Origin of the sequence: Desulfobulbus elongatus DSM 2908, from assembly GCF_000621145.1 — a bacterium.
Lineage (GTDB): Bacteria > Desulfobacterota > Desulfobulbia > Desulfobulbales > Desulfobulbaceae > Desulfobulbus > Desulfobulbus elongatus.
The window spans coordinates 41,995-54,202 of record NZ_JHZB01000027.1; the positions used below are offsets into that span (position 1 = coordinate 41,995).

At 65.2% G+C, this 12,208-nt stretch carries 10 protein-coding genes; 3 read left to right on the top strand and 7 right to left on the bottom strand.

The features are described 5' to 3' along the window. Positions 1 to 75: 75 nt before the first annotated feature. Positions 76 to 2,331 (bottom strand): heavy metal translocating P-type ATPase, encoded by a 2,256-nt coding sequence (locus Q362_RS0113095; RefSeq protein WP_035216694.1) that lies wholly within the window; start codon positions 2,329 to 2,331, stop codon positions 76 to 78. A gap of 284 nt (positions 2,332 to 2,615) precedes the next feature. Here Q362_RS0113095 and cadR point away from each other — a divergent pair, with 284 nt between their 5' ends. Beyond that, positions 2,616 to 3,062, top strand: coding sequence for a Cd(II)/Pb(II)-responsive transcriptional regulator (gene cadR / locus Q362_RS0113100; protein WP_028319064.1), 447 nt, complete (start codon positions 2,616 to 2,618; stop codon positions 3,060 to 3,062). A gap of 21 nt (positions 3,063 to 3,083) precedes the next feature. On the opposite strand, the gene Q362_RS0113105 is transcribed toward cadR, so the two are convergent. Beyond that, positions 3,084 to 4,943 (bottom strand): heavy metal translocating P-type ATPase, encoded by a 1,860-nt coding sequence (locus Q362_RS0113105; RefSeq protein ID WP_028319065.1) that lies wholly within the window; start codon positions 4,941 to 4,943, stop codon positions 3,084 to 3,086. A gap of 359 nt (positions 4,944 to 5,302) precedes the next feature. On the opposite strand from Q362_RS0113105, the gene Q362_RS0113110 reads away from it, so the two are divergent. Then, complete coding sequence (locus tag Q362_RS0113110) at positions 5,303 to 5,578, top strand: metal-sensing transcriptional repressor (protein ID WP_028319066.1); 276 nt, start codon at positions 5,303 to 5,305, stop codon at positions 5,576 to 5,578. 133 nt (positions 5,579 to 5,711) lie between these two features. On the opposite strand, the gene Q362_RS22320 is transcribed toward Q362_RS0113110, so the two are convergent. The 4 genes from Q362_RS22320 to Q362_RS22330 form a co-directional block, all read right to left on the bottom strand. Next, positions 5,712 to 6,215 (bottom strand): universal stress protein, encoded by a 504-nt coding sequence (locus Q362_RS22320; RefSeq protein WP_051554288.1) that lies wholly within the window; start codon positions 6,213 to 6,215, stop codon positions 5,712 to 5,714. Positions 6,216 to 6,403: 188 nt separating this feature from the next. After that, positions 6,404 to 7,027, bottom strand: coding sequence for a response regulator (locus Q362_RS20615; RefSeq protein WP_051554293.1), 624 nt, complete (start codon positions 7,025 to 7,027; stop codon positions 6,404 to 6,406). Positions 7,028 to 7,298: 271 nt separating this feature from the next. Further along, positions 7,299 to 8,615 (bottom strand): response regulator, encoded by a 1,317-nt coding sequence (locus Q362_RS22325; protein WP_051554295.1) that lies wholly within the window; start codon positions 8,613 to 8,615, stop codon positions 7,299 to 7,301. Positions 8,616 to 8,621: 6 nt separating this feature from the next. Next, on the bottom strand, positions 8,622 to 11,156 hold the full coding sequence (locus Q362_RS22330; RefSeq protein ID WP_051554296.1) for a PAS domain S-box protein: 2,535 nt from the start codon (positions 11,154 to 11,156) through the stop codon (positions 8,622 to 8,624). A 282-nt stretch (positions 11,157 to 11,438) separates the two neighbouring features. Here Q362_RS22330 and Q362_RS0113135 point away from each other — a divergent pair, with 282 nt between their 5' ends. Continuing rightward, on the top strand, positions 11,439 to 11,681 hold the full coding sequence (locus Q362_RS0113135; RefSeq protein ID WP_157470113.1) for a hypothetical protein: 243 nt from the start codon (positions 11,439 to 11,441) through the stop codon (positions 11,679 to 11,681). A 23-nt stretch (positions 11,682 to 11,704) separates the two neighbouring features. Here the strand turns inward: Q362_RS0113135 and Q362_RS0113140 are convergent. Beyond that, a partial coding sequence (locus tag Q362_RS0113140; protein ID WP_028319068.1) for a molybdopterin-binding protein occupies positions 11,705 to 12,208 on the bottom strand: 504 nt, incomplete at its 5' end.

Consider the following 12,208-nt stretch of genomic DNA (forward strand, 5'->3'; position numbering starts at 1 on the left):
CCCGAGCAGTAACGCCTCAAAATATAATTGAAAAAAGCAAGGAACCGCGAACGCGGCTCCCCGCTTGCATGCCGGCTATTGCCGCAGGGCCCTGAGGCCGTTGGCCACCACCAGCAGGCTGGTGCCGACGTCCGCGAACACGGCCATCCACATGGTCGCCTGGCCGGTGAGGGTCAGGGCGAGGAAGACGGCCTTCACGCCCAGCGCCAGGGTGATGTTCTGGAGCAGGATGGCGTAGGTGGCGCGCGACAGGCTGATGAAGCGCGGAATCTTGCGGAGATCGTCGTCCATCAGGGCCACGTCCGCCGTTTCGATGGCGGTGTCCGTGCCGGCCGCGGCCATGGCGAAGCCGACGTCTGCCTGGGCAAGGGCCGGGGCGTCGTTGATGCCGTCGCCCACCATGCCGACCTTGCCGTCGCGCCCAAGCCGTTCGACAGCGGCCAGCTTGTCTTCGGGCAGCAGGTTGCCCTCGAACCCGTCCACGCCCACCTGTGCGGCGATGACCCGGGCCGTGTGCTCGTTGTCGCCCGTCAACATCACGGTCTTGATCCCGAGCCGCTTCAGCTCCCCGATGGCCTCGATGCTGCTGCGCTTGAGCGTGTCGGCCACGGCGAACAGGCCCTGCACGCCCTTCTCGCCCACCAGCGCCACCACGCTCTTGCCCTGCTCCTCCAGGGCGAAGATCCGTTCCTCCAGCGTGGACGAGCACTGGTTCAGGTCTTCCACCAGGCGGTGATTGCCCAGGTACCACCGTTGGCCGTCGATGACGCCGTGCAGCCCCTGGCCGGGAATGGCCGTGATGTCGGCAACCTCGCGCAGGGCCACCCCTTTTACCGCCGCCTCCTCGGCAATGGCCCTGGACACCGGATGATCCGAGCGGGCGGCAATGCTGGCGGCCAGGGTAAGGGTGCTGGCCGTGCCGATGGTGCCCAGTTCGACGAAATCGGTCTGCCTGGGCTTGCCGTGGGTGATGGTGCCGGTCTTGTCCAGGGCCAGGCACCGGAGTTGCCGGCCCTGTTCGAGGAAGAGGCCGCCCTTGATCAGGATGCCGTGCCGGGTCGCTGCGGCCATGCCGCTGACGATGCTGACCGGGGTGGAGATGACCAGGGCGCAGGGGCAGCCGATGACCAGGATCACCAGGGCCGTGTAAATCCACTCGCTCCAGGCCCCGGCCAAAAACAGCGGCGGCACGGTCGCGACCAGCAGGGCGACGAGGAACACCGCCGGCGTGTACACCCTGGCAAACCGGTCGACGAAGCGCTGGATCGGCGCGCGGCCGCCCTGGGCCTCCTCCACGGCGTGGATGATGCGGGCCAGAGTCGAGTCGTTGGCGCCGGCGGTGACGCGGAACTCGAACGAGCCGGCCTCGTTGATGGTGCCGGCGAACACGGTGTCGTCCACCGTTTTTTCCACGGGCATGCTTTCGCCGGTGATGGGGGCCTGGTTGATGGTGGACCGTCCCTGGACGACCACGCCGTCCAGCGCCACCCGTTCGCCCGGTTTCACCCGCACCCGGCTGCCGACCGCGACCTGCCGGCTGTCCATTTCCAGCCAGGAGCCGTCCGCCTGCCGCACGGTGGCCTTCTCGGGCGCGAGGCTGAGCAGGTTGCCGATGGCCTTTCTGGCGCGGTCGAGCGATTTGGCCTCGATCGCCTCGGCCAGGCTGAACAGCACCATGACCATGGCGGCTTCCGGATAGCGGCCGATGAGCACCGCGCCGGTCACGGCCATGGACATGAGCGCGTTGATGTTCAAATCCAGGTTTTTGAGCGCGATCCAGCCCTTCCGGTAGGTGGCCAGGCCGCCGACCAGGATGGCGATAATGGCCAGGATCGGGGGTAGCCAGCTCAGGGGCGTGGCACCGCTGCCCGGCCAGGCGGTCGGGTCGGCGCCGAAGGGATGCCAGTGCCCCTCGCCGATCAGTTCGAACACTTCGGCGGCGGCGGCGAACAGACCGGCGACGATCAGCCGGCTCCAGGGGATTTCCGGGGCGGCGGGCGGTGCCGAAGCGAGATCCTGGTTCGGGTCAAGGGCTTCGGGCCGCATGTCAATGGCGATGAGCGCGGCCTCGATGGGTGCGGTCGCCGGCAGCTCATGGGTGACGATGAGCACCCGCTGCATGAGGTTGAACTCAAGTCCCGTGATCCCCGGCATGCTGCCCAGTTTTTTCCGGATCAGGGCCTCTTCCGTGGGGCAGTCCATGCTCATGATGCGGTACACGGCCCTGGTGGCCGAGGCTTCGCCCACCGCGGCCCAGTCAACCGGCTCCGGCGCCGCCTGCCCGTGCGCACAGCAGTCGCCGCACTCCTCCTGCGCCTGGCCGCCGATCATGTTGCCGATCAAGGGCTGGTCATGGCTGTCGCCCTGCGGGGCGCAGCAGGTGCATGTGGTCGCGAGGGGTATCCTGCTCATGGTCTTTCTCCGTTCAGTGGCTGGTGGCCGTTCGGGCAGTGTGCCGTTCAGCCGTTGTTTCATTCAGAGTAATGTCTATAGTAGCTGAAGGGTCAAGCCGGCGCCGTCCTGAACAATATGCAGGGTGCTCGGCCGACGGTCTGACCATGCTACAGTCTCGAGTTGCTCGAGAGTCAAATGGATTTTTTTATTCCGGTGAAAAAATGAAAATCGGAGATCTGGCGAAGAAGACCGGATGCAAGGTGGTCACCATCCGGTACTACGAAAAGGAAGGGCTGCTGACGGCACCTGAACGAACGGAAGGCAACTACAGACTGTACGGCACCGAAGACCAGGAGCGCCTGGAATTCATCCTGCATTGCCGGAGGCACGGCATGCAGCTCAGTGAAATCAGGAAACTGCTGGCCTTTCGCGACCACCCGCAGCGGGACTGCACCTGGGTCACCGAACTCATCGACGCCCATATCGGCAACGTCGATGCGCAGATTGCCGCGCTCGAGCACCTGAAACAGCACCTGGAGCAGTTGCGGCAACGCTGCGCGGGCGGGCAGAACGGCGACAACTGCGGCATCATGCGGAGCCTGGACGGCACGGGCACCTGCTGTGCCTCCTGTCCGCGCTGCGCCCCGGATTCCGGGCGGCATGCCTGATGGCGATGCCCCTGTGTCCGTTCACATCAGTTTCCGGTCGTACAGAAAGGCCGCGTTCAGCACGACCAGCACCGAGCCGGCATTGTGCACCAGCGCCCCGGTAATCGGCGTGAGCAGCCCGGCGATCGATAGGCCGATGGCCGCGAAGTTGATGAGCATGGACAGGGCGATGTTGCACTTGATGGTGCGGATGGTGGCGGTCGACAGCCTCTTCAGATAGGGAACCTTGCCGATGTCGTCGCCCATCAGCGCGATGTCGGCGGCCTCGATGGCGATGTCGCTGCCCATGGTGCCCATGGCGACGCCCACATCGGCGGTCTTCAGCGCCGGGGCATCGTTCACCCCGTCGCCGATCATGCACACGGTGCGGCCCTGGGCCTGTAGCGCCCTGATGCGTTCCACCTTCTGGGCGGGCAGCAGTTCGGCCTGCACGTTCGCTATGCCCGCCTGTGTCGCGAAATGGGCCGCTGTCCGGGCATGGTCACCGGTCAGCAGCACCACCTCCGTGCCCATCTGTCCAAGCCGGCGGACCATGTCGCCGGCGGCCTGGCGCAGGGTATCGGACAGGGCCACCATGCCGATGCACTGGTTCGCCGCGGCAACGAGTATGCCGGCCTTGCCCTGGTTGCGCAGCGCTTCCAGCGCGGAAAGGACCCTGTCGTCGACGGCGATGCCGTTTTCCCGCAGATAGGCGCTGTTGCCGCACAGGACGTCCGTGCCATCGACCTCGGCGCCGATCCCCTGGCCGGGGACCATGCGGAACCCTGCCACCGGCAGCAGTTCCAGTCGCAAGGACGCGGCCCGCGCCACCACGGCCTTGCCCAGGGGGTGCTCCGAACGGCTCTCGATCGAGGCCGCCAGCCGCAGCAGTTCCTCCGCAGGCCATTCTGGCGCAAAGGACACGACATCGCTCACCTCCAGGGTGCCGTGGGTGAGCGTGCCGGTCTTGTCGAAGGCGATGCAGTCCACCTTGCCCATGTTTTCCAGGGCTTCTCCGGACTTGATCAAAACGCCGTGCTTGGTGGCCTGGCCAATGGCCGCCATGATGGAGGTGGGCGTGGCCAGGGCCAGGGCGCAGGGGCAGAACACCACCAGCACGGTCACGGCCCGGATGATGTCGTCGGTGGCGAAATAGGCGACCAGGGCGATGGCCAGGGCAGCCGGCACCAGCCAGCTCGCCCACCTGTCCACGATGCGCTGCATGGGGGCCTTGTTGTTTTCCGCCTCCCGCACCATCCGGATGAGCTTCTGCAACGAGGAATCTTCGCCCACCTTGGTGGCCCGGATGTCGATGGCCCCGAACCGGTTGATGGTGCCGCTGAACACGCCCTCGCCCACGGTTTTGTCCACGGGCAGCGATTCGCCGGTCATGACCGATTGGTCCACCGAGGTGGTGCCGGCAACGATGTCGCCGTCCACCGGGATCGTTTCACCGGGCAGGACCCGGATCAGGTCGCCCCGGCGGACTCTCGCGATGGGCACGATCTCTTCCCGTCCCGCCGCGATGCGCCTGCCCTGCTGCGGGGCCAGGCCGATGAGCTGCTTGAGGCCCTTCTTGGCCCGCTCGACCGTCCTGTCCTCGAGAATGGCGCCGATGGCCATGATGAAGGCCACTTCCCCGGCAGCGAACAGCTCGCCGATGGCGATGGAGGCGATCATGGCGATCGAGATGAGCAGGGCCGAGGAAATGTTCCGCTGCAGGAACAGCCGGGTCAGGGCGAGATACAGCAGGGGCGAGCCGGAGATGAGGACCGTGCCCCAAGCCGGGTCCACCGGAACGGGCAGTTCGCCCAACAGAACAATGAGACTGAGCGCCAGGAGCGCCCCCGAAACGCCCGTCATCCGGAGCCCGGCCAAGGCATCGAATACTGCTGCTGTCATATCTCTTCCCTTATGGTTGTCATGGAATCGCCAGCGCGATTTTTTATACCATATACCCCTATAGGGTATATGGGTCAACCACAAAAAGAACGCGTGCATTCTTATCCATAAAAGCGTATTCATCTTCACCAGTTATAAAACAAGATGCGCTCGCGACGACGGCGGGGCCGGATGACAGGGTACGGGCTGCGCGACCGAAGAGACGTCTGGCGGACCGTGCAGGCCCGCCTGTGGCAAAGAGGGCTCCGGCAGGGAAGAAGGCTGCGGCACGCGCCCTGCGCCCGGCCCTTCTTGACTTATGGGCAACGAACCTCTACCCTGTAGCCATTTACGGGAAGGAAAATTTCGGAGGTGCCGGAATGAGACAGTGTATCGACGTTGAAGCCGTCACCAAACGGCTCAAGCGCATAGAAGGACAGATCCGGGGCATCAGCAAGATGGTCGAAGACGACAAGCCCTGCGAGGACATCCTGGTGCAGATCGGCGCGGCCAAGGCCGCGCTCCACAAAACGGGCCAGACCATTCTGGAGGGGCATCTGCATCACTGCGTGCTGGATGGGGTGAGAGGGGGCAACGAAGAGGAAACCCTGAAAAAGCTGACCACGGCCATCGAGCAGTTCTCGCGTATCGTCTGAACCTGCGGCATGGCGCTTTGCTGCACGCCTCCTTTTCACAGCGGGGCCGGCATCGGCGGAGCAGGTCGGCCGCTTCGCCGGATGAATCGGCCCGACCTTCGGCGCTGCGCCCCTTTCAGCCTGACCGAATCGCCTAGACCGGTTGCAACGTCTCGTTGAGCGGCGCGGTGATCTGGTAGCCGCGGTCGCCCCTGTACGGATTGAAGACGAGGATCGGACAGGCCGCCCGCTTGAGGACCCGTTCCGCCACGCTGCCGAGCAGGATCTTCTCGATGCCCTTGGCGCCGTGGGTCCCCATCACGATCAGCCCGTTCTCCTTGTCCCTGACATAGTCGACAATCCCGTCGACCGCCTCTCCCTTGAGCACCACGCCGGTGCATCCGGGGCAATCGAGCGTATTCCTCTCCACCAGGGCGTCCATCTTTTTCTGCGCATACCCCAGGATCTCCTCGTCCACCGCCGCGAACGCGGTCGGATACTCCTCGGCATACCGTCCCATGAGCGCCATATCCGCCGCCACGTGCAGAAAGGTGAGCCTGCACCCCAGCTTATGGGCGATGACGATGGCGAACGCGGCCAGGTCGTCCGTATGCTGATGAAAATCGACCGGAACAATGATCTGCTCTATCTTGTGCATACGTTCCTCCCTCGAAAAAGTGGCAGGCCACGGACTCGGTGGGGATTGTCCCGCGCCCGGTCTGCCGTGGCCGGCAACCACCCCTGGTTGCATGGAAAAAAATAAATGGCGGCGGTCGGTTTGCCAAGAGAGTTCAATGGGAGAGAAAATGGATAGGGCAAATATGCAGGCCACGATCATTTCTCCTTTCATTTCCTCTTGTTGCAGTCGGGCATCGAGCGCTGGGCGCCTCTGAACGTATCGATCTCCGCCATCATGCGGGCGGAGCACTCCGGACAGCAGCCGTGGGTCACGCTGACGCCGCGGACCTTGGCAAAATACTGTTCCAGGCTGTACCATTGGTTCCGATCCCGCACCCCCTGCCGGTCATCCCGGATTTTTTTGCAATAACAGCAGACCGGCAGGATGTGTTCGTAGAGATGCACCTTGATCAGGAGGTCCCGCTTCACGAAACAGTTGGATATCCGGCACAGCAGCTCATCGATCTCGCAGGGCTTTTGCAAAAAATCGTCGGCGCCCAACCGTAGCGCGTCAATGACGGATTCCATGTCCGCGTGGCCGGTCAGGATGATCACCATGGTGTGGGGATCGATCCGTTTGGCCTCCTTCAGGACCTGGAAGCCGTCAAGCCCCGGCATGAACAGATCGGTGATCACCAGATGCCAGCCGCGCTCGTGCAACCGGGCGATCGCCTCTTCGCCGCAGGCGGCCGCGGTCACTTCGAAGCCGGACGGTTCGCCGGTCAATTCCCGGCTCAGGCTCGCGCGAATCAGTTGCTCGTCATCGACCAGCAGAATCGATTTGTTCGCCATGCGCTCACCATCCGAAGAGTGTTCGGCGCGGGGCCGCCGGGTCAGCGTTCCCTGCCATCGCCATGCGGCAGTCCCCCAAAACCCGGGAGAATGCCGGAAACCGGCCTGTTGTTTCCCGTTCGTGCCACAGAATGGCCGCAGTATGGCCGGATGGTCGGGGAATGGCAATGGGGCAAAAATGACGGGGGAATGGATAGGGAATCTATCCATTCGCGCGGGGTTTCCGGCGCCGCAGTGCCAGGCCGGCAAGACCTGCCCCTGCGGCGGCCCGCTAGGGGCGCATGGACAGCATGGTCTGGAGGTTGGTTTTCCGGTGGGTGAGCCCCAGCTTTTTCCGGATATTCTTGCGATGGATGCTGATCGTGCCGGGCGACAGGTGCATGAGGGCGGCGATCTCCTTGGTGCGCTTGCCCAGCTTGACCAGGTTGGCCACCTGAATCTCCGCCGGCGTGAGCCGGATCAGCATGCCGGCAACCCCGCCGGCAAAGGGCGCGGTCAGTTCGGCGATATTGGCGCGGAGAATGGCGACCAGTTCCGCCTGCAGCGCGTTCAGGCCGCTCACCTCGAGCCGGTCGAGGAAGGGGTCGACCAGCTTGGCGGCATTGGCCAGCACCTGTTCGCCCAGGACCGTGCGGTCCTCCTCCCGTTTCTTCAACAGCACGCTCAGGGCAACGTTGGTCTGGGACAATTCGGCGGTCCGCTCCCGCACCCGCTGCTCCAGATCGGCGCGGGCCCGCTCCAGTTCCGCTTCCACCCGCTTGAGCCGGGTTATGTCGGTATGGGTGCCGATGACGCGTACCGCCCTGCCCTGTGCGTCCCGGGCCACCACCTGCCCCCGGGACAGCATCCACTGCCAGCGGCCGGCCCTGTGGCGGATGCGGAATTCCACCTCGAACCGGTCGGTCTCCCCCCGGATATGGGCCTCGGTCATGGCCAGCACCCGGTCGCGGTCCTCGGGATGGAGCAGGTCTTCGAAATGCTGCCCGCCGATCCCGGCTGAGGCCGGATAGCCCAGGCTGCGCCACCAGTTTTCGCCCAGATACAGCTCGCCGGTCGACAGATTCCGGTCCCACACCCCGTTGGAGGATGCATCTAGGGCCAGGCGGAACCGTTTTTCGCTCTCGGCCAGTTCGTGCTCCGCCCGTTGCCGCTGCCCGATCTCCTCTTCCAGGCGCCGGTTGCGCAGCGACAATTCCTGCAGCAGGGTCCGTTTTTCCAGGCAGCGCCGGATGCGGAACACCAGTTCCTCGACATCGCAGGGCTTGAGGGCGAAATCGTCGGCGCCCAGGCGGAGGGCGTCGATGGCCGAGGCCATGTCGCCGTAGCCGGTGAGGATGATGACGCCGGTCATCGGCACCCGGCGCTTGACCGCCTTGAGCACGCCGAAGCCGTCCGTGCCGGGCATCATCAGGTCGGTGAGCACCAGGTCGTAGGCGGCCGAATCCAGGGCGGCGACGGCCTCGTCGCCGCTGCCGACGGCGGTCACCGCGAACCGTTCCATCCGCAGTTCCCGGCTCAACGATGCGCGGATCACGTCCTCGTCGTCGACGAAGAGAATGGTCGGAGCGGTGGCGGCGTGTTCCTCCATGGCGCGTCAATCTCCCGGCTGTGGCGGTTTTTCAGCGGAGGGAATGCCCGGCGGCGGCCACGGCTCGGTCGCCCCCTCACAGGCATCATCACCCCGGATGGGCAGGACCACGGTGAAGGTGGCGCCCTGCCCCGGCGTGCTCGCCACCCGGATCTCGCCGCCATGGTTGTTGACGATGCCGTAGCTCACCGACAGGCCCAGGCCGGTCCCCTTGACCTCGGGCTTGGTGGTGTAGAACGGTTGGAAAATCAGCGCCATCTCCCCGGCATCGATACCGATGCCCGTATCCGCAATGGCTACAACCACCCGATCCCCTTCCTCGCGGGTCCGCACCGTGATCACCCCGCCGTGCCGCTGGCAGGCATCGGCGGCGTTGGCCAGCAGGTTGAGGAAGACCTGCTTGATCTGGTCGGGGACGGCCAGGATCCGTGGCAACCGCTCGGCGTATGCACGCTCGACGGCGATCCGTTTGTGCCTGAAGTCGCTCTTGTGCAACAGCAGCACGGAATCGAGCGCGTTGTGCACGTCCACCGGCACTTTCCGCCCGGAGGAAGGGCGGTTGAATTCATGGAGACCGCGGATCAGTTCCTTGATCCGGTCGCTCTCGCCGATGGCCGCATCCAGCAGGGCGCGGTCCTCCTCGTCCAGGATGGCCCGTTTGCGCAAGCCCTTGAGGATGGAGAGGATGCCCTGCAGGGGATTGTTGAATTCGTGGGCGATGGAGGCGGAGAGCTTGCCGATGGCCGACAGTTTCTCGGCGTGCAGGTACTGCTTCTGGGTCTCCTGCAATTCCTTGGTCCGTTGCTCGACCCGCCGCTCCAGGTCCTCGTTGATGGCCTCCAGTTCCATCTGGGCGCGCTTGAGTTCGGCAATGTCGCGGAACACCCCGACAACCTTGCGAAACCGCCCCTCGCGGCAGCCGAAGGGATGCACGGACACCACTGCGGGAAAGCGCTCGCCCGACCTGCGGACCAGGATCATGTCGAACGACTGCATCGCCTTGCCCTGGGCGAACCGTTCCACCCTGGCGGGAATCAATCCCGCCACTTCCGGCGGATAGATGAGGGCTATCGAACGGCCGACGGCCTCTTCCTGTTGCCAGCCGAACAGCTTCTCCGCGCCGGAATTGAAAATGGCGATGCGGGCGTCGCCCGCCACCAGGTCGCAGACGATCAGGCCGACGCTGTCGAGCACATGGTAGATGGAGGCCAGGCTTTCGGTCTGCTCCCTGAGCTGGGCATTGGCCGCCGCCTGTTCGCAAAAACGCCGTTCCTCGCTCGCCCGCAGGGCCTCCTCGGCCCGCTTGCGCTCCGCTATGTCCCAGGCCAGATCGGCCAGGGCGGTCACCGCCTCGACATCCTGCTCGTTGTACTCGGTCGGCTTGTTGCCCACGCCGAGCAGCGCCACCACGGCCCCGCCGCGCATGACCGGCACGACCAGTTCGCGCACCACCGGCACATGCCCCGGCGGCAGGCCCCGGCGGTGGGGCAGGCTGGCGTAATCGTTGTGGATGACGGTTCTGCGCTCGCGAATGCAATCGGTCCAGACACCTGCCTCGCCGACCGGATAATGCAATCCCGCCCCTTCGGCCCGGCACAGATGCCGGGTGCCGGCCGACCAGGCCTGCAAAGACAGCGTGAGCTGATCCGCGCCCAACAGATGATAGAATCCCGTCGTGCTGCCGGTCAGGGTCTCGGCCTCGGCGAGGGTGGTTTGCAGCAGTTCCGCCAGACTGTGCTCGCTCGCCGACCGCAGCAGGCGCAGCCGGGCCGTCATGATTGCCTCGGTCTGCGTGCGGCGGGTGATGTCGCGCACGGTCAGGCAGACGACCGGCTGGCCCGACAGCGGAATCGACCGGCCGATCACCTCCACCGGGAACACCGCGCCGTCCCGTTTCCGGTGCGCTCCCGTCGGAACGTGGATGCGTCCCGCCTCGTCGGATAGTCCCTCGGCGCCGATCTCCCCCGGTTCGACGGCAAAATCGCCGTACCGTTTTCCGGACAGTTCGTCCGGCATGTATCCATACAGCTCGGCGGCCCTGCCGTTGGCCTTGACGATCCGGGAGGTGGCGGCATCGACAAGCAGGAGGGCGTCGGGCGCCGCCTCGAACAGGAGCCGATGCCGCTCCTCGCTTTCGCGCAGGGCTTCTTCGACCTGCTTGCGGTCGGTGATATCGCTCAGGACCACGCGGCGCACGGTCAGGTCGTCGATCTGCTGCAACGTGGTGATCGCCAGGTGCGCCCAGAAGACCGAGCCGTCCGGCCGGACCATCCTCAGTTCGCATTGGCAGGGTTCCTGGGGGCTGTTTTCCCCGACGTCGTTCCCGCATTCGGGGAGCACCAGGGTGCGGTCGGCGGCGGCGATGAATCGGGAGAAGGGCTGGCGCAGGAGCGTTTCGCGGCGTGCGCCCAGCAGGGCGAGGGCGGTGCGATTGGCCTCAAGGATGAGACCGGCGGCGGAGAGGGTCAGATACCCCACGGGGGCGAGTTCGTACAGGTCGAAATAGCGGGCCTGCATGATCTCCAATTCGGTCCGGTTCACGGCGTCGACCCTCCGTCATGACCTGCTTTCCGGCCGTCGCGGTCACCGCCGGCGGCGCGGAGAGAATATCCAGGTGATTTCCTGACATAGTACGCCCAACCGCCGTTCCGGTCATCAAAAATATCGGCCAGGGGGAGGCGGCTGTTTTCTTTTCCCGCGCGGCCGCCGGGAACCTCACTTGAAGGTGGGCAGGCGCGGCCGGATCGCGTATCATGACCCGGCGCGTTCGGGCGGTGCGCCGGAATGATCCGCGCCCATCAACATATCGGGAGGGAAAACACCATGCTGAAAGTAGAAGGCACCGAAGTGATCGTCGACAGAGAAACCACCAGACTCGTGGGCTACCGGCTGGAGGACACCATCCGGGCACCGGCCATCATCGTCTTCGTCGACGAGGACAAGCCGCAACTGCTGCCGATCCGGCAGGGCGATCCGCCGCCGACCAGGATCCGCTCGCACAACATGGAGGCGGAAATCCAGATCATCTCCTATCAGGAAATCAACACCTTCCTCGGCCGGCCCTGACGACCGGATGTTTTCGGAGGGCTTCAGGCCTTGCCGAAGCTGCACATTGGGTAGCGGCAGGGCTCGCAGTGGCGGCACAAACCGCCGTGGCCGAGCGCGGCCAACTCCTCGCGGCCGATGGTCTCGCCTGTAAGGATACGCGGCAGCACCAAGTCCAGCACCGTGATCCGGTGGAACATGCCGCAGGCCGGCACACCCAGCACCGGCACCGACCCGATCCGCCCCACCAGGAACATCGCCCCCGGTAACACCGGCGTGCCGTACACCATGGCCTCGGCACCCGCCAGCCTGATCCCCAGACGGGTGACGTCGTCCGGGTCCACCGACATGCCCCCGGAGGTGACGATCAGCTCGGCGCCCTCCTCCAGGCAGGACCGGATGGCTTCGGCGATCAGCTCCGCATCGTCCGGCGCAAACCGCACCGGCCCCACGGTCGAGCCCAGGCCGGTGAGTTTGTCCCGCAGCACCTGCTCGAACCGGTCCTCGATCCGACCGTGAAACACCTCGCTGCCGGTGATCACCAAGCC